The organism is Protofrankia sp. CiP1_Cm_nod2 (assembly GCF_920664355.1).
In the GTDB taxonomy this organism is placed as follows: Bacteria; Actinomycetota; Actinomycetes; order Frankiales; family Frankiaceae; genus Protofrankia.
The window spans coordinates 1-17,243 of sequence record NZ_CAKKTL010000011.1 but is presented as its reverse complement, the minus strand read 5'-3'; the positions used below and the strand labels follow the sequence as shown (position 1 = coordinate 17,243).

At 67.9% G+C, this 17,243-nt stretch carries 13 protein-coding genes, 1 tRNA gene and 2 pseudogenes; 7 read left to right on the top strand and 9 right to left on the bottom strand.

All coding sequences use genetic code 11. The features are described 5' to 3' along the window. Positions 1-170 precede the first annotated feature (170 nt). On the top strand, positions 171-1,388 hold the full coding sequence (locus NBW84_RS02265) for an APC family permease (RefSeq protein ID WP_445548181.1): 1,218 nt from the start codon (positions 171-173) through the stop codon (positions 1,386-1,388). 53 nt (positions 1,389-1,441) lie between these two features. Here NBW84_RS02265 and NBW84_RS02260 read toward each other — a convergent pair whose 3' ends face one another. The 3 genes from NBW84_RS02260 to NBW84_RS02250 form a co-directional block, all read right to left on the bottom strand. Continuing rightward, the gene (locus NBW84_RS02260; protein WP_250281231.1) at positions 1,442-2,080 is read right to left on the bottom strand and encodes a hypothetical protein; all 639 of its coding nucleotides are present in this window, start codon (positions 2,078-2,080) and stop codon (positions 1,442-1,444) included. 26 nt (positions 2,081-2,106) lie between these two features. Continuing rightward, on the bottom strand, positions 2,107-2,439 hold the full coding sequence (locus NBW84_RS02255; RefSeq protein WP_250281230.1) for a hypothetical protein: 333 nt from the start codon (positions 2,437-2,439) through the stop codon (positions 2,107-2,109). 327 nt (positions 2,440-2,766) lie between these two features. Continuing rightward, the gene (locus tag NBW84_RS02250) at positions 2,767-3,069 is read right to left on the bottom strand and encodes a WXG100 family type VII secretion target (protein WP_250281228.1); all 303 of its coding nucleotides are present in this window, start codon (positions 3,067-3,069) and stop codon (positions 2,767-2,769) included. Positions 3,070-6,235: 3,166 nt separating this feature from the next. On the opposite strand from NBW84_RS02250, the gene NBW84_RS02245 reads away from it, so the two are divergent. Continuing rightward, positions 6,236-7,045 carry a bacterial transcriptional activator domain-containing protein gene (locus NBW84_RS02245; protein WP_250281226.1) on the top strand — a complete coding sequence of 270 codons (810 nt, stop codon included), beginning with the start codon at positions 6,236-6,238 and terminating at the stop codon, positions 7,043-7,045. Between the two features lie 132 nt (positions 7,046-7,177). On the opposite strand, the gene NBW84_RS02240 is transcribed toward NBW84_RS02245, so the two are convergent. Both NBW84_RS02240 and NBW84_RS02235 read right to left on the bottom strand, forming a co-directional pair. Continuing rightward, positions 7,178-9,310: a serine/threonine-protein kinase gene (locus NBW84_RS02240; RefSeq protein ID WP_250289527.1), complete on the bottom strand. Its 2,133-nt coding sequence runs from the start codon at positions 9,308-9,310 to the stop codon at positions 7,178-7,180. Positions 9,311-9,433: 123 nt separating this feature from the next. Then, entirely contained in the window at positions 9,434-11,107 is a 1,674-nt protein-coding gene (locus NBW84_RS02235; protein ID WP_250281223.1) for an MFS transporter, read from the bottom strand. Positions 11,108-11,254: 147 nt separating this feature from the next. Here NBW84_RS02235 and NBW84_RS02230 point away from each other — a divergent pair, with 147 nt between their 5' ends. Both NBW84_RS02230 and NBW84_RS02225 read left to right on the top strand, forming a co-directional pair. Continuing rightward, a complete protein-coding gene (locus tag NBW84_RS02230; protein ID WP_250281222.1) occupies positions 11,255-11,770 on the top strand; it encodes a metallophosphoesterase family protein in 516 nt (171 codons plus the stop codon). Positions 11,771-11,838: 68 nt separating this feature from the next. Continuing rightward, positions 11,839-11,911: transfer RNA gene (locus NBW84_RS02225), tRNA-Arg, on the top strand. 131 nt (positions 11,912-12,042) lie between these two features. Here the strand turns inward: NBW84_RS02225 and NBW84_RS02220 are convergent. The 3 genes and pseudogenes from NBW84_RS02220 to NBW84_RS02210 form a co-directional block, all read right to left on the bottom strand. Further along, on the bottom strand, positions 12,043-12,360 hold the full coding sequence (locus NBW84_RS02220; RefSeq protein WP_250281220.1) for a helix-turn-helix domain-containing protein: 318 nt from the start codon (positions 12,358-12,360) through the stop codon (positions 12,043-12,045). Next, a pseudogene (locus NBW84_RS02215) lies at positions 12,357-12,722 on the bottom strand (type II toxin-antitoxin system RelE/ParE family toxin). The gene NBW84_RS02220 and the pseudogene NBW84_RS02215 overlap by 4 nt, the downstream one beginning before the upstream one ends. 383 nt (positions 12,723-13,105) lie before the next feature. Then, positions 13,106-14,559, bottom strand: a pseudogene (locus tag NBW84_RS02210) (IS3 family transposase); the annotation flags it as partial. Positions 14,560-14,698: 139 nt separating this feature from the next. Here NBW84_RS02210 and NBW84_RS02205 point away from each other — a divergent pair. Beyond that, positions 14,699-14,977: a C40 family peptidase gene (locus NBW84_RS02205; protein WP_445548177.1), complete on the top strand. Its 279-nt coding sequence runs from the start codon at positions 14,699-14,701 to the stop codon at positions 14,975-14,977. A 62-nt stretch (positions 14,978-15,039) separates the two neighbouring features. Here the strand turns inward: NBW84_RS02205 and NBW84_RS02200 are convergent, their stop codons facing one another. Further along, positions 15,040-15,537: a winged helix-turn-helix transcriptional regulator gene (locus NBW84_RS02200; protein WP_250281218.1), complete on the bottom strand. Its 498-nt coding sequence runs from the start codon at positions 15,535-15,537 to the stop codon at positions 15,040-15,042. A gap of 109 nt (positions 15,538-15,646) precedes the next feature. Between NBW84_RS02200 and NBW84_RS02195 the strand changes: the two genes are divergently transcribed. Together NBW84_RS02195 and NBW84_RS02190 are read left to right on the top strand one after the other, a co-directional pair. Beyond that, complete coding sequence (locus NBW84_RS02195) at positions 15,647-16,435, top strand: SDR family oxidoreductase (protein ID WP_250289529.1); 789 nt, start codon at positions 15,647-15,649, stop codon at positions 16,433-16,435. 29 nt (positions 16,436-16,464) lie between these two features. Further along, positions 16,465-16,824: a hypothetical protein gene (locus NBW84_RS02190; RefSeq protein ID WP_250281214.1), complete on the top strand. Its 360-nt coding sequence runs from the start codon at positions 16,465-16,467 to the stop codon at positions 16,822-16,824. Positions 16,825-17,243: the final 419 nt, after the last annotated feature.

The window sequence follows — 17,243 nt, the reverse complement described above, 5'->3', positions numbered from 1 at the left end:
GAAAATCGACCGACCGGTTTTCCGGGCGGCTTCCCCGGCCGGGCCGCCATGCCGCGGGCCCGTCCAGGAATCCGACCGGGCCGTGCGCTGTCGGGCCCGCTCAGGCCGACGCAGGTGTCACCGAGCCGTCCGGTGAGCCGACCGTTTCGACCAGCCGGCTACGGCGCCGCATCGGCCTGGCCGACGCGGTGCTCCTCGGGCTCGGCTCAATGCTCGGGGCCGGGGTGTTCGCCGCGTTCGGGCCAGCGGCCCACGTGGCCGGAGCCGGTGTGCTCGTCAGCCTCGCGATCGCAGCTGTGATCGCTTACTGCAATGCCATGTCGTCCGCGCAGTTGGCCGCGCTCTACCCTGAGTCCGGCGGGACATATGTGTACGGACGGCGTCGGCTCGGCGCCAGCTGGGGCTTTATCGCCGGCTGGGGGTTTGTGGCCGGCAAGACCGCGAGCTGCGCGGCCATGTCCCTGACCGTCGGCGCATACGCGTGGCCGCAGCATCCCCGGCCGGTCGCGGTCGCCGCCGCAGCCCTACTCACCATGGTCAATTATTTCGGCGTGAGCAAGACCGCCCGGCTGACCCGCGCCCTCGTCGCACTCACCCTGCTCGCGCTCGCTGTCGTCGTGGTGGCATGCCTGGCGGGCGGGACCGTCAGAACAGCGCGGCTGAGCCCCTTCTGGTCTGGCAGCGGGCTGGACGCCGTACGCGGGATACTCCAGGCCGCGGCCCTGCTCTTCTTCGCGTTCGCGGGTTATGCCCGGATCGCCACCCTGGGCGAGGAGATCCGTGATCCGGCGCGGACGATTCTGAAAGCGATCCCGACCGCGCTCGGGATCACGATTGCCGTCTACCTGCTTGTCGGCCTGTCCGCGTTGCTGGCGGTCGGCCCGGAACGTCTGGCGAGCGCCGTGGACCCGTTGGCCGCCGCGACCAGCGCCGGTGGCCTGCGCGTCCTGACTCCCGCCGTCCGTGTGGGCGGAGCGGTCGCAAGCCTCGGCGTCCTGCTGTCGCTGCTCGCCGGGGTCGGACGCACCGCCCTTGCCATGGCCCGGGAAGGCGACCTGCCGGGCTGGCTTGCGGCGGTACACCCACGGTATGTGGTTCCCCACCGTGCAGAGTTGCTGCTGGGCGGGGTCGTCATCGCGGTGGTCATCGCCTCGGATGTCCGAGGCGCCATCGGTTTCTCCAGCTTCGCGGTTCTCGTCTACTACGCGATCGCGAACGCCAGTGCCTTCACCCTCGACGGCCCGCAGCACCGCTGGCTGCGCCCCCTGTCGCTGTTCGGCGGTGTCGGCTGCCTGGTCCTCGCTCTTGTACTGCCGGCCGCCTCGGTCCTGACCGGCTTCGCCGTCCTCACCATCGGCATCGTGATCCGTGCCGTGCGCAGGTCGTAAACACAGAAAGCATTATCACTTGCACACCGCGGTACCATTCAGCCGTCACACCGTCACACCGGAGCCATGAGCTCCCCGCCATCGGTGACGAACCGGAAAGTCGAGGTCACCGCGTCGAACAGATCGTGCAATGCGTCCACGAGCACCAGGTTCGGGCTGGAGCAGGAGATCAGGGCCACCTGGTCGGACCGTGGGACCGGGACGAAGGTCTGCATCATCGTCGTCCTGATCCAACCAGCCCGGTCAGGCAGTGAGATGTCCTCCACCCCGTACGAGCGGGCCCCCTGCCCAACGCGAGGAAGATCGACAAGGGTCACCGTAGTCCAGGTGTCATCCTGTGATCGGGCGGCCTTCTCCGCCAGAGAAGACATGATCATTGATGGAGTCACCTCGGTCATGCCGACAACCTGGACATCATCCGGCGCGGGAAGCAAGGATACGGTCACGCTGGCGGATAAGCCGGCGCCTTCTACCGCCTCGGCCATGACGCCGCAGAACAGCGCGCCACCGGCCGCCGCGTCACGGGCGGTGTGCCGGAGCAGCCGGGAGATCGCCGCACGGTTCGCCGCGAGCTCGGGGACACCTCGCGTACGCTCCCGGACCAGAGCGTCGATGGACGCCCGCCGGGTCACCGGATTCAGGTCGACCTCGAACCAGGTATCGGGAACGCTGATCGAAAAACCCAGGACCATGGGCTTTTCGGCAGCAATATGTCCGCTCAGTCTCCTCTCCCCCCTCCCTCTTCCCCACTGGCCGACCGCGACGCACGGACCAGCTCGGTACTCAGATCGGCATCGGCCTGACGCAGGGTCTCCGCCGACCGGGAAGCCATCGTCGCCAGTTTGTTCGCATTTTCGTCGATCTTCTTACGTCCGTCCTTCCAGCCGTGCTCGAAGTCGTCCAGGGCATCCTCGATCTCGGTCGATCCCGTCTGCCCTCGGTAGTTCTCCAGCATCGAACGGGTCGCGTTCATCGCCGAACGGATCGACGTCAGATTGCCGGCCAGCGAGTCCAGCCCAGGAAGATCGACCGAAAGCCGGTCAGTGGTCATCGCGCACTACCTCTCTCACCGTGATCCTGTCGCAGGACAGGCCTACGACGACCGGCCCGTTCACGGAAGGCACAGGAGAGATCGCAGATGTCCCGGGGGCACGGCACCTGTCAACGTCCTTCTGAACAGCGCCCGTTCGGACCGGACGGAAAGCCACCGTGCAGGACGGCGACCTTCGCGCCGTGCCCGGACAAGCACCAAGAATGCCCGGCACGCCGGACGCCTCACCGAGCGAAAACCGCCTCCCGGCGACCTGGGCCCCCGCGCCCATGGACTTCTTCCCAGGACCGGACGCGGAAAACGTGATCACGCCCTGCCGTCGGCCCGTCAGCTCTGGCCACGCAGTGAACTCGCGAGCTGGGTATCAGCGGTCCGGAACACCTCAGCCGCCTTCTTCAGGTAGTCGGCCATGCCGTCGAGCCCGGCCAGCGTGTTGGTGACACCGGTATTGAACCTGTCGTAGGACCCCTGGAACTGCACGCTGGACTGGTCGGTGACGTACCCACCAGCGGCCAGGGCCTCGACCATTTTCTTCAACGTGACAAGCTGGGCCTCGATGTCGGCCCTGCCGTTCCTGAGCCTGATACTGGCATCGTCCATGTCCTGGTACGTGACATTGAGGTTGGGCATTGTCAGACCCTTTCAGACAGGTTTTCAGCAGCAAATATCGACCGCGCAGGATAGGCCGCTCTGGCGACACAGCGTGATTTCTGGGCCGCGCCGCCCAGAAGCGGTGTATCAGACGGCTTCTACCGCGGTCCAAAAATCATGCTCAGGCAGGACGGTGCTGTCAGCGCGTACCCGATCACACTTCCACTGTTCTTGATGAGCACAACACCGGGTCGATACCGAAACCCGCGGCCCCACTCTCACGGATCATGTATCCAGGGGACGATCCGGCAGCTTCGCTGCCAGGAAGTATCGCACACCAGTGCCGTCCGCGACGCATTTCGTACGCTTTGCACCCATCCGCCTGGTACCGGTTTACACCATGCTCCCGGCTTGTGACAAGACCACCGGGAGAGCGACGTCGACACGACACCGACCACATGATCGCTTCGGTGCGGACGTCGACGCCGGTTGCCCGCCATCATGCCGGACCGACCGCCGGGCGACCCAGTTATCCACAGCCAAGTTATCCACAGGAAAGGTCGCACGGTAGCCGCTCCGCCCGTTGGCGGAAGATGATGAGCCCGTGACACCGCGCTACCTCGACCAAGCCAGCCGGCGATGTTCAGCTCCGCCGGCCAGGCGCCACCCGACGGCTGACAACCCATGGAAGCCGACGGGCGGGCTGGCCGCGCTGTTCTCCAGGCTGCTCTCCAGCGTGGCCGTCATCTTCCCATCCATCCTGTTCCCGCCCGCCCCGGACAAGCGCGGCCGGCGTCCCGCCCTGGCTCAGGCGACAGCGACAAACGCACCGACGGATGCATGCCCGACCGCAACGACAGAAATGAGCACGCCTGACACGAGCACGCCGCTGGACGACAGGTGGAACACCACGACACGACCCGAAGGAACCGTACGCTACCATCCAGTTACGAACCAGCCGCTTCCCCTCACGACTTCTCCCACGGAGGAGGCTGGACAGCGGGGTACCCGGGCACAGGCAGCACCGAGACACCACGACGTACACCCACCCGTCGTCCTATCTGTCATACTGACGACAGGAATGATGGTTGCACTGATGAGGCGACGGCCACGATTCAAGGGCGGCAACCCCCTCGGTCAGACCAGGCCCGGGCTCCGCCTCGCCGCGGACGGGGGGGCTGCCCGATTCCTCGACCAGGCACTGCGGCTTCTCGCCGCGGAGCTCACCACCGCTGGTCGCACCCTGCCATCCGTGTATGCGGCAACCGTCTCCGACAGCGGACTCGTCCTGCACATCGCGCCGGCTGAACCTGACGGACCGCCTTCACCCTGGCAGGCCGGCCGGGCACCGGGTACCTGGCGTATCGCGCGGACCACCACCACGGCCGACGGCCTGCCCGCCGATGACAGCCAGAGAGTTCCCGTAGACACACCAGCCCCCTATCCAGGCCTGGCCACCGTGGGCACGGACGACCGAGGAGCTCGTGTTCTCGTCGACATCGAGGCTGCCCCCGGGATCATCAGCCTCGGTGGGGACGCCGCGCTCGCGCGAGAGGTGGCCGTGTCCGTCGCGGTGGAACTGGCCACGAATCCCTGGTCGGGCGATCTCCGCATATACATGATCGGGTTTCCTGGGCGCCTCATGTCGATTGCCCCGGACCGGCTGCGACCCAGTACCAGCCTCGACGATGTCCTGGACGAGCTGGAAAGCCGTCAGCCGTGGCACGGCCGGTCAGCTGGCGGTGAACCACGAAACGGCGGATCTCCCGATCCGGCGCTCCGAGGGCGGCCGGCGGCCCTGCGCCAGGCCCTGTGGGCGCCGGAGCTGCTGCTCCTGGCCGCCCCTCCGTCCGAGCGGGAGACAGCGCGGCTTTCCGCCCTCTTCAGGGATTCCACCCAGGGGGTCGGTGTCGTGACCGTCGGCAATTCGACCGCCGCACGCTGGCGCTTCACCGTGAGCCCGGAGCGTAAGCTGCACCTCGGTGTCCTTGGGCTGGAGGTCAGTGCTCAGACGCTGAGCACGCGCGAGTACTCCACCATTGCCGGCATGCTCCGTATGGCGGGTACGGCGTACACACGTTCCGGCCAAGCCGACGCCGTGTCACATATCCCAAAAACGGAAACCACGGGCCCTGGTCCCGATCATCCGCACCCCGCATATCCGACAGATCCGCCGCCACGGCGGATCTCCGCTCCAGCGGCACAGTCGCCGCGCCGTCCCGGCCTCGGGAACGGCGTGGCGCAAGTGGACGACCGTAGCCGTGGGAACGAGGACGCCGATGCGCGTGCCGCGTTCCCGGACGGATCCCGGCCAGCCCCCACCTCGAATCCGGACCAGGTGCCGACGCCATGGGTACCCGAAATTCCGCCGTGGATGCGCCCACAGGCATCCACGGCGGAATCAGAGTCCCTCCATCGCAGGCATCCGCCAATTCCACCGGTGCCGTCGGTGCCTCCCCCGTCAGCTCCTGCGCGGACCCCAGCGACGCGGGCCCCGTCCCCGCCCCCGCGGACGCCTTCACCGGCCATCGCTCCTCCGGTTGGCCGACCACCCAAACCCCCGCCGCCTCCAGGAGAACCACCGGTACGTCCGGAGGCGGCGGGGCACCCGGACGGCGGCAACCCGGCGGGGCGTGCTCACGGCCCTTCCCCGTCCGTGGACGCCTCCTCCCGGGGAGACGGTGCCGCCTCCGTCTGGCGCAACAGAGCGATGCCGGCCCGGGAGCTCCAGGTGCCCGGGGCCTCCGGGATGTCAGTGGGGCCTGTGCCGCCACGTTCTCCTGATGCACACGTTCCTGATGCACACGGCGTCCAGCTGTATCCGTTTCCGCCGCCGACCGCGTTCCCGGCCGAGGCCTCCCCCCTGCCGTCCATGCCCCCTCCCGGTGCGGTCTGGCCAGCGCCACCGTCGACACCGACGGCACAACCGTGGAAGACACCAGGGCTGCTGGTCCGGCTTTCCGGGCGAACCGCGGCGAGCGACGCCCTCGCGGCCCCGGCTCCCGGCGACGACGGCCTGCCGCGGACGGATCCGCCTGACGACAACGCACTGTCCACCCTGCCGGCTCTACTGCCACAGCCAGTTTCCCAGCCGCAACCAGTTTCCCGGCCGCTGGCAGTTTCCCGGCCGCTGGCAGCGCCACCCGTGCTGCCGGCGGCGCTGGCGTCGTCACCGGCGCGGCCAGCGCCAGTGACGACGCCGGCCGTGCCTGGCGAGCTGTTCCGAGCGACCGACGTCGCAATCCGGATCATGGGAGAGATCGCCGTCGAGGCGCCGGGGCCCTGCGATCCGGATCGCCGGGAGTTCCTGACCGAGCTGGTGGTGTACCTGGCTCTGCATCGCTCAGGGGTACTTTCCAGCGCTCTCAGCGCCGTGCTCCTGCCGCCAGGGACTCCTGACGACGTGCTCAACGACGAGCTCGAGCATGTCGCCGGCTGGCTCGGGAGTGACAACGAGGGCCGCCCGCATATCACGGTCAGTGATAACGAATGCTGGCGCCTGACTGACGACGTCCGGTGCGACTGGGATCTTTTCGTCGCCTACACCCATCGCTCCGCCCAACCGGAGACGGACGCCGAAGACGATCTTACAACAGCATTACGGCTGGTCGCCGGACCACTGTGGACAAATCTGCCGGCAGGCCGCTACCGATGGCTGGACTCAGGCAGGATCAGGACGATCACCTCCACCGCCGTCGTCGATGTGGCCCACCGACTTGCCAACTTGACGCTCGGTAACGGCGATACCGTTACCGCCATCGCGGCGTGCCGAACGGGCCTGCGCGCGGCGCCAACAGCCGAAATCCTGTGGCGAGATCTACTACGCACAGTAGCAGCTCGCCATGACCGCAAGGCCCTGGAGGCGGTGATCAACGAGATGTACCAGATGATCGCGCCATCACGGACCGGCCTCGGCATCCAGGCAGAAACGAATGCGCTGGTACGCGAGCTGCTACCGGGATTCCGCCGGCGGCAACAGATCAGCGGCAGAAGATCCACGATAACAGGCCGATAGGAGCCACTGCCGGCGGACGGCCAGCCGGTTCACCTCGGCGCCCGCCGGATCAGCCCGTACCCAGGAAAGCCCAGGGCGCCGGACCGAGGCCTGCGGCGTTGCTCCGTCACGGTCCGACAGCCACGTCCCGGATCAGTACGACCCGCCGGCGCGGTATGGCAGCGGGCCCGGAGGGTAGCCCGGTGGAGGCGGCTGCCATGGCCCCGGAGCAACCCGCGGGCCCCGCAGCGTCCCGAAAACCGCCAGGACCGCAATCGCTCCGAAGGCGGCGAGGTGGATGTCTGACAGATCCAGGATGGTCTCACCAAGACGTATCACGACATCGCCGCCTCCCCAGGCCAGCACGGCATGCTGCAGCAACGCCACGGCAACAGCCATCCTGGCCGCGAACAGGAAGAGCCGGTCCGACCAGCGATCACCAAGAAGGCCGAGAGCCAACAGCCCGATCAGCACCGCAAAATTGTCGACCGCGTAAACGTGGAGATCCGGATAAAACATCTCGAACGCGCAGAGCCCGGCCACGATCATCGCGGTGAAGAACGTGACGCTGCGGGGCTGCGCGAACAACGTGGCGAGAAGCAGCACACCAGCGATCGCGGAGGTTCCGACCAGGCTCGGCTGCCCGGCGAGGACATAAGCCTTCCAATGCAGCTCCGCGGGGGCGAACACGACGACGCCCATACCACCGACGAGCAGGCAGAAGACTGTCCACCGGCCGAAGGTCCAGCCGGCGGTCCAGCCCCGCCAGCCCAGGACGACGACCAACGCTGCGGCGGCACCCGTTATGATCAGCCACCCGCCGACGTCAAGCGAGGAGCCGAACTCCTCCTGGGCGAAGCCGAGCTCCGCGACCGACATGACGGACAGACCGGCCACACATCCGGCCGCGAAATCACGCCAGGCACCCCGGCGGTTCCCGGCCACCAGACCGACAAGCATCACCGGCAGCGCAAGGAACGCCACCGTGAACTCCCCGAAAACGTCCCATATGTCGTAATAACCGATAATCGTCGGTATCCGCGCGGTGTTGGCCCGCGAGATCACGGGGATGGCCGTAAGCACAGCCGCCACCAGCAGAACCGCCAGAACTGGCACCGGCATTGGCGACGAACGGCCGAAGCGTCCCTGCTGGGGTGGCCCGGGTGGAGTGAGGAGCCCACGTCGGTCCGCTCCGGGCGGTGGAGGCTGCGGCGGGGGCGGCACCGGGGGCTGCGCATTCCAGAGAGCACCCTGGACGGGCTGTTCCTCGGCCTCCCACGGCGGGAGCGGAGGCCCGACCCGGGTGTGGCCCGTTTCAGGCGATGGCGGTGGGGTCTGCCATCCTGGCCAGCCAGCTGCCTGACCGTGGCCGGCGGATGGCCGAGACGGCCCGAACGGACCGGCTGCCGACGCGTCATCCAGGCCAAGACCACCGCGGATGACACGGGTAGCGACCCGTTCGGCCTCGGTAACGCCGTAGATTTGCCTTCCGGTGAGGCTGGCCACCGCACCCACGGCGGTGCAGCGCTGTGCCGGCGGCTTCGCCAGCGCCCAGGCGACCACGGAGGCGAACGGCTCCGGAACCCCTTCGAGATCGGGAGCGTCTCCCAGGACCCGGGCCATCGACGCCGCCGGTGTCCCGGCCGCGAACGGATGCCGGCCCGTCGCGGCGAACGCGACGCAGGTACCCCAGGCGAAGATGTCGGCGGCAGGCCCGGCTCGCTCTCCGGAAAGCTGCTCGGGAGCCATCCAGGCGATGGTCCCGATGCTGAAGCCGGTTTTCGTGTTCATGGTGGCGTCCGAGAGCCGAGCGATGCCGAAATCGATGACCTTCGGCCCGTCCCAGTCCATGATGATGTTCGCGGGTTTGAGATCGCGATGCACCACGCCAGCCGCGTGGATGACGACCAGGGCCTCGGCAAGACCAACGGCAAGGCTCATCAACGTCGGGCCGTCCAGACGGCCGCGGCGGCGTACCGCGTCCGCCAGGCTCACCCCGTCGACGTAGGCGGTCGCCATCCAGGGGCGAGGGGCGTCCACATCAGCGTCCAGGACCTCGGCCACAAAAGCGCCACGGACGCGCCGGGCAGCGGTGACCTCCTGGCGGAAACGGGCCCGGAACTCGGGATCCGCCGCCACGTTCAGGTGCGGAAGCTTGATCGCTACAGGCGTGTCATCAGGAGCGAAGGCCTGATAGACCACGCCCATTCCACCTTCGCCGAGACGGCCGTGCAGCCGGTAGGGCCCGACAGAACGCGGATCGTCAGCAGCCAGTGGCGCCAGCACCGGCTCCCCTCTCGCCAGCCCCCATCACGAGCGGAGAGTACCCGACCGGACCAGCCCGACCCACCTTCCAGTCAGAAACCAGCCAGACATCCGACGGCCCTCGACACGTCCGCGACAGGGCCATCACCGAGGCTGGACGGACGAAACGGACAAAGCAGGCGCGAGGACCGCCACCGTCGCGGCAAGAGCAACCACAACGATCATAGCGGCACGCAGGCTGATCATTTCTGCGAGCCCTCCGACGATCGGGGGGCCTATCAACCAGCCGACATAACCAAAGCTCATAACCCTGGCAACAGCGGCCCCAGCGGACGGGGACCGACCGGAAGCACGAATGCCAAGCCGCCCTGCCGCCGATATCGTCGACGGGACGACACATGCCATTCCGATACCAATGATGCCAAAACCCACGATTCCGCCAGGTACGCCGATAGCGGTGTCCGCGACGGCCAGCGCGGAGAGGAACACGACACTCGTGGCCCCAGCCGAAACCCGGACCAGGCAGGCGGCCCCGACGGCGGCCGTCACCCTGTCCCCAGCCAGCCGCCCGACCAGCATCGTCCCCGCGAACAGGACGAAGCCGATGCCCGCGACATCCACGGACGCACCCGTCACATCCCGCAGGTAGAGGGTGCTCCAGTCCGCGGCCACACCCTCGCACAGGAAACTCGACAGGCAGATGAAACAGAGCATGTCAAGCGGACGGCCGGCCCCCCGGCGGATGTTCAGGCCATGCCGAAAACCGCGGGAACCCCGAGAAGCGCGCGGAGCGGACACCGCCTCGGGTGTCCGCTCCGCGGCCGTGCCGACCGCTCCGGATCCCCCCGTTTCCCCGGCGTCCCCGCTCTCATCGGCTCCCTTCCCGGCATCCTCGCCCTTCTTGTTCCTGGTCGGCTGGTTTTCCTCGTGCTCCTCGACAGCACCGAGCAGGGAGACCGGAGCCGACACAGGAAATACCGGACAATCACGATCATGAATTGGCACCACGGACTCGGTCATCACGACGCCGACAGCCGTATCCGTAATATTTCCGCCGTCCCGGCCGGTCGTGTCACCGGCAGCCCTGCCACTGACGGCAACATCTACACCCGCCACGTTATCGATACTCCCGGTATCGGCGACATTTCCCGCCACCGCCGGGTTCCTCGCATCCATCACGGGCGCACGACGCACGATCAGTGCATCGTCAGGAGCGGGCGCGTCACGCGGCAACATCATCAGAGTCGGCGGAAGACCGATGACGAGCCCGAGCGCGCCGACGCCGGCGAGCTGCCAGCCGAGCGGCGTCTCCGCGGCCGCGCCCGCCGCGCCCAGGGCCGCTCCGACAAGCGCACCGCCCGTCCACGCCGCGTGCAGCCCCGACATGATCGGACGCCCGTAGCGTCGCTCCACCTCGGTGGCCTGAGCGTTGACCGCGACGTCGAGCCCGCTGCCGCTGGCCCCCCAGAACGCAAGCAGCACGAACAACACGGGCAGGCTGCCGGCACCACCGATGAGCACACCGGCGGCGCAGTACAGGACAAGACTGACCCGGATCACGGGGACACTGCCGACACGCCCGACGAGAAGACCAATGGCCCACATGATCAGAACTGCGCCGGCCGGTGCTCCAAGTAACGCCAGCCCGAGCTCGCCCTCACTCAGCGCAAGCGACGCTTTCACCTCAGGGATGCGAGGAATCCAGGCCGCGAAGACGAAGGCATGAACGAAAAGGCCGGTCGCTGTTGCGACCCGAGCCGCCCGGGGCAGGGCGCCGCCCGGTGGTGACATCTCCGGCAACGGCTGTCCAGACACCACAGGAAGCGTACCTTCCGGCTTCTGCCCGTCCGAACGGAGCGCGACAGCCCTTCACGATTCATACATCGACGGCCCGCTGGCCACCCCGCGGCATTTTCGTGCTGACAGCCCGCTTTCCGGCCGAAGCCGGCGAGGCAGACTCGACGGATGAGGCTCGTCCTGCTGGCCGACACGCATGTGCCGTTCCGTGCCCGTGACCTGCCGGCCCCGGTGTGGGCAGCGGTCGACGACGCGGACACGGTGATCCATTCCGGCGACTGGGTCGACGTCGCCCTGCTGGAGCGGCTCCAGGCCAGAACTCCGCGCCTGATCGGCTGCTCCGGCAACAACGACGGACCCGAGATCCGCAAGCTGCTACCGGAGGTGGCACGTGTCGATCTCGACGGAGTCCGGACGGTGGTCGTGCACGAGACCGGGACAGCCACCGGCCGGAACCAGCGGGTCAGCGCCATCTACCCCGACGCCGGCCTGGTCGTCTTCGGCCACTCGCACATCCCCTGGGACGCCACGGTCCACCGGACGGGCGGCGCCGGACCGGTCCGGCTGCTCAACCCCGGCTCCCCGACGGACCGCCGCCGCCAGCCACACCACACGTTCATGACGGCATCGATCACCAACGGCCGCCTGGGGGACGTCACACCGCATCGGCTACCGCCACGCTGACGCCCGTTCGGAGATCGCGGGCCGATGCTGTACTCTTGCTCAGTCGGTCCGCTACCGTGGCCCGGCAGGCGCTCGTAGCTCAACGGATAGAGCACTTGACTACGGATCAAGAGGTTGGGGGTTCGAGTCCCTCCGAGCGCACGTCAGGTTGAGACAGGTCAGAGCCCCGCAGCCGATCACACGGCGCGGGGCTCTGGTCTTTCTGAAGCAGCGGGTGCAGCAACGGCCCTCAGCCCAGGAAGCCGTCGGGTGTGCTGCGGCGACGAAACAGGTCAAGCGATCGCGGCGATGTCCCCGTCGTCAAAGTAGATCGCCTGATGCAGCCGGCCACCAAGAGCGGCAGCGTATCTGGCGACCACGTCCTGACCGGAGAGTGAGCCCTGCTCGATCTGCGAGATCCGGCCCTTGGTCACCCCCATCCGCTCGGCCACCTGCTGCTGGGTCAGACCCCGCGCACGACGCACCTCGGCAAGCCGGTGCCCCACCGCGACCGCAAGAAGCTCCTGCTTGCCGGCGGCGACCGCCTCCTCCCCGCCGGCCCGGGCGACCTGCTCGGCACGGACATCAGCCCACCGTACGTGACCACTCATCGCCGATCACCCTCCTCCTGGCCGCGTTCCACCAGGTAGCTCTTGTAGCGTTGCTCCGCCAGTGGAATCGCTTCGTCGTACCAGGCGTTCCACTGCCCGGATTTGTCCCCGGCAACAAGCAGGATGCTCGAACGCTACGGATCGAAACAGAACAAGATCCGTACCGTGCCCGGTCTGAGTTCCTTCAGGTTCGGCAGCGACGAGCCGCTGATCGTGTCGACCAGCGGTCTCCCCAGCCCGGGGCCGGTCTCCGCGAGCAGGTCGATCGCCTGGACGACCCGCGCGTGTGTCGCGGCGTCCAGGCCGTCGATCCAGTCACGGACCTCGTTGACGAGGTAGACGTCCCACTGCCGCCCGTCCATCAAACGAGTATAGCTCTCACTAAACCATGGCACCGCGAAGACCACCAAGATGACCATAGTCAGAACGACTGACAGCCAAGTTGACAGCCAAGCCGGTGGACGAGGGTGGACGTTGGCGGACGCCCATGGACAGAGCCCACCAGGTCAGCGGACGGGGCGGACCTCTGCGAACGTCGACGGAAGATCTAAATCTAACTACGGGTCAAGAGGCTGGGGGTTCGAGCCCCTCCGAGCGCACAGTGTGCATCCCCAACCCGGTCGGTGTGCCACCGGCCGGGTTCGGAACTTGTCAAGATCTTTAAGACAAGATTCTTTGTGGATTACCCTGCATGCGTTCTCTGTCGGGGGACGACCTCCGATCGTTCGGGGATGCCGGCGGCGGCCGGTTCTGCTCGCTCGTCGGGCTTGTGGTTGATCCCGGCAGGCTGTGGGAGCGGCGGCGGAACCGGGCGCCGGTTCACGAACCGCTCCGGGTGCGCGGCGTAGGCCGCGTCGAGGACGCGGCCGCGGGCAGCGTGCACCGCCTCGGCCTGGCCGAAATACACGACCGCCGGCGCGAGATAGCCGATTCCCGAATGTCTGTGCTCGTGGTTGTACCAGGCGAAGAACCGGCGGCAGAACTGGCGCGCCTCGGCGAGGGTACCAAAGCGGTCAGGAAAGCCGGGCCGGTACTTCAGCGTCTTGAACTGGGACTCCGAGTACGGGTTGTCGTTCGAGACCCGCGGCCTGGAGTGCGACCGGACGATGTCGAGGTCCGCGTAGAGCATCGCGACCGTCTTCGACGTCATCGACGAGCCCCGGTCCGCGTGCACCGTCAGCCCCGACGTGTCGACGCCGTACTTCTCGCAGGTCTGCGTGACCAGCTCCTTCGCCAACTCGCCCGACTCGTTCGGCGCCAGCATCCAGCCCACGACATACCGGCTGAAGATATCGAGAATGACATACAGGTAGAAATAGCTGTGTTTCGACGGCCCCTTGATTTTCGTGATATCCCAGGTCCACACGCGGTGGGGCGCCTCCGCGAGCAGCTCGGGCTTCACGTGCGGCGGGTGCGTGGCCTGGGCGCGGCGCTCCCCGGTCTGGCCCTCGGCGGCCAGGATCCGGTAGAAGGTTCGCCAGGAGGCCAGGTAGACGCCCTCGTCGAGCAGCGTCGCCCACACGGACCGCGGCGACGCGTCGGCGAACCGCTCCGAGTCGAGCATCGCCAGCACCCGTGCCCGTTCCTCCGGGGACAGCGCCCGCGGCTGGGCGCGCTCCCGGTGCGGCTTCGGCGGGCGGCGCGGCGGAGCCGACGCGGGCGGCCGGTGGCGCCGGTAGAACGTCGCCCGCGACCGGCCCGTCAGCTCGCACGCCTTCTTCGCCCCGACGACGTCGGCCAGCTCGACCGCGCACGCGTCGGCTATCCGTTCTCCTTCGGCGACGATTCCCGGGTGATTCCGGGAATGCTCTCGGAGAGCGCCTCCACGAGCGCGTTGGCTTTTCCCATGATGTCCATCACGCGCCGGGACGCCTCGAGTTCCTTATCTTGCCGGGCCAGCCGCGCCCGCAACTGCTCGATCTCCTTGTCCCGCGGGTCGGGCGCAGGCCGGCCCCGCGGCTTCGAGAACGCCCCGGCCACGCCCTGGTCCCGCGCCCGGCGCCATTCCACCAGGTGCGCCGAGTACAACCGCTCCCGGCGCAGGATCGCGCCTTTCTCACCCGGCCTGGTCGCCGCGTCGTATTCCGCGAGAATCCGCGCCTTGTACTCCGCCGTGAACGTGCGCCGTTTCGCCTTCGGCTCGACCTCCGGATCAGGCCGGCCGGCCTCGGGCTCGTCCACCCGACCATCATCGACCAGGCCCTGCCCGGCCGTCAGCACCACTGCCACGATCTCCCTCTCCCAACCCCGCCCAAGCTAGCCTAGATGGGAAATATCTCCTGTCTCATCCCATCTTGGCAGGTAGGGCCTAACCCAGGTCGCCTACGCCGCGGCTTGCATCCAGCTCCCGCGCACCGCGCAGGCCCAATACGACGCCGGCCCGGCGCTGCCGGCCGGGGCGCCCCTGCAGGTGGGGGATCTCGTGTTCTTCGGAACGGATCAGAGTAAAGTCATGCATGTCGGCATCTACCTGGCTATGCAGGCCGGGCAGGCGCTGATGGTTGACGCTCCTCACGAGAGCGCCGACGTTCGTGTCGAGCCCTTCGCGGCGGCGGTTGGCGCGAGATGGGGGTCAGAGGTCTACCTCGGCGCCATCAGGGGACCGTCCGAGGGATGAGCGCGGAACCCTCTCTGTCGGGCTCGACCCGGCAGCCTGGTCGTTAGCCACCCCCCGGGGGGCTACGTGGCGTCGGCGGTAGAGATGTAGCGGGCGCGCATGGCCGAGCTGGCGGCGGGTCCCGCGGTGAAGACGTAGGCGTCGCTGTCGTCGAGGCGGCGGCCGGTCTTCGCGTCGATGACGACGGGTTCGACTTCTTCTCCGCTGGTCGCGTCGACGAGGATCATGCTGCGTTGCTCGGCGGGGAGGCGGGAATTGCCCCACGCCGCCAGTGTCACGATCACCGGGCGCAGCGAGCGGCCGAGGTCGGTCAGGACGTACTCGTGCCGGACCGGGTTGGTCTGGTAGGGGCGGCGTTCCAGCAGACCGTCGGCGACGAGGGTCTTGAGACGGGCGGTGAGCATGCTGGAGGAGATGCCGAGGCTGTCCTGGAACTGGTCGAAGCGGGTGTAGCCGTCGAAGGCGTCGTGCAGGATCAGCAGCGTCCACCACTCGCCGACGTGCTGCACCGTTGTCGACAGCGGGCACTCTCGGTCCTCGAGCCTGATCCGGCTCGCCATGGTGACCCCCTCCCCAGTAGCTGCTAAAGTCGAAGTCACTGACTTCTATTCTAGCAGTAGCTACGGGTGTGGGCCGGAGGATGGCCACACTCGGGAACAGGACGGCGTCATGACCTACATCCCTCCTACCGAATCCCTGCATGGCCGGCGTGCGCTGGTCACCGGCGGTACCGGAGGCACGGGCGCGGCCATCGCCCGGCGCCTCGCCCACGCCGACGCGACCGTGCTGGTGACCGGCCGCCGCCAGCCGGACGACCTCGATCCGAAGCTGTTCATCACCGCTGACCTCGCCACCGCCGCCGGGGCGGCGACCGTGGTGGCCGAAACGCTCGACCGCCTGGGCGGCGTCGACATCCTGGTCCACAATCTCGGCGGTTCCGAGGCACCGTCGGGCGGATTCGCCGCCCTCGGCGAGGACGACTGGGCCACCGAGTTGACCATCAACCTGCTGGCTGCGGTCCGCCTGGACCGCGGCCTGCTACCCGGCATGATCGAGGCCGGAAAGGGGGCCATCGTCCATGTCTCCTCCATCCAGCGCCGGATGCCACTGTGGAACGGCACCCTTGCCTACGCCGCCGCCAAGGCCGCGCTGACCACCTACAGCAAAGGGTTGGCCAACGAGGTCGCCCCGCGCGGGGTACGCGTCAACACCGTGTCGCCCGGCTTCATTCAGACCGCCGCGGCCGACGCTCTCGTCGACCGGCTCGCCCAGGGCGCCGGCATCAGCCGCCAGGATGCGTTGGCGGGGCTGATGGATTCCCTCGGCGGCATTCCGCTCGGGCGTCCCAACCGGCCCGACGAGGTCGCCGAACTGGTCGCCTTTCTTGTCTCCGACCGCGCTTCGTCGATCGTCGGCGCCGAGCACGTCATCGACGGCGGCACCACGCCGACCGTGTGATCCGTCCGCCCCTCACAGTCAGGACAGCCATGCGTGACAACGAGCCCCAGCCCATCGCCCCCGACGCGCTACCCGAGGTGATCGCCCGCTACCTGGCCTCGCACCGCACCCACAACACCCCGGCCGCGATCAGCGCGTTCACCACCGACGCCACCGTGATCGACGACGGCACCACCTACCACGGAACAGCAGCGATCGAAACCTGGCTGACCCGCTCGGCCAGCGAGTTCACCTACACCATCGAACTCACCGCCGCGCAGAAAACCGACCAGATCCACTACATCGCCACGAACCACCTCGAGGGCAACTTCCCCGGCGGCGTCGTCGATCTGCGCTACCAGTTCACCCTCCGCGACAACCTCATCGAACGCCTCGTCATCGAGCCCTGAACAGCGCTGGCGACAGACGGAAGACTCAACGCAAGGGTCAAACCGTGCGCCATCGACTCCATGGAGATCAGCAGACCAGGCAGCACCGCGGTGACCCACCGTCTTTCCCGGGCGGATCGCCGGCCGGGACCTGCGGTCAGATGCCAGCTCAGTCGCGGCAGGTGCGACAGCCTCACGCCACAACTGAATGATCCACTGCGCGGCGGGATTCCCCACGCCGGCGCACGTGAAGACTTCAGCGCCCAGATCACCGCGCTGGCCGACTGAAGTGTTCGGGTTCGGTGGACACCTACACCGCCCCCGAGACAGGGACCGGCAGCACGGGTGGAGCGGGTGCGGAAGACACGGCGCCGTCGACCGCCGCCCTGGTCGCCATCGACTACGCCACCGCCCAACTCGGCCTGCCCTACGAGTGGGGC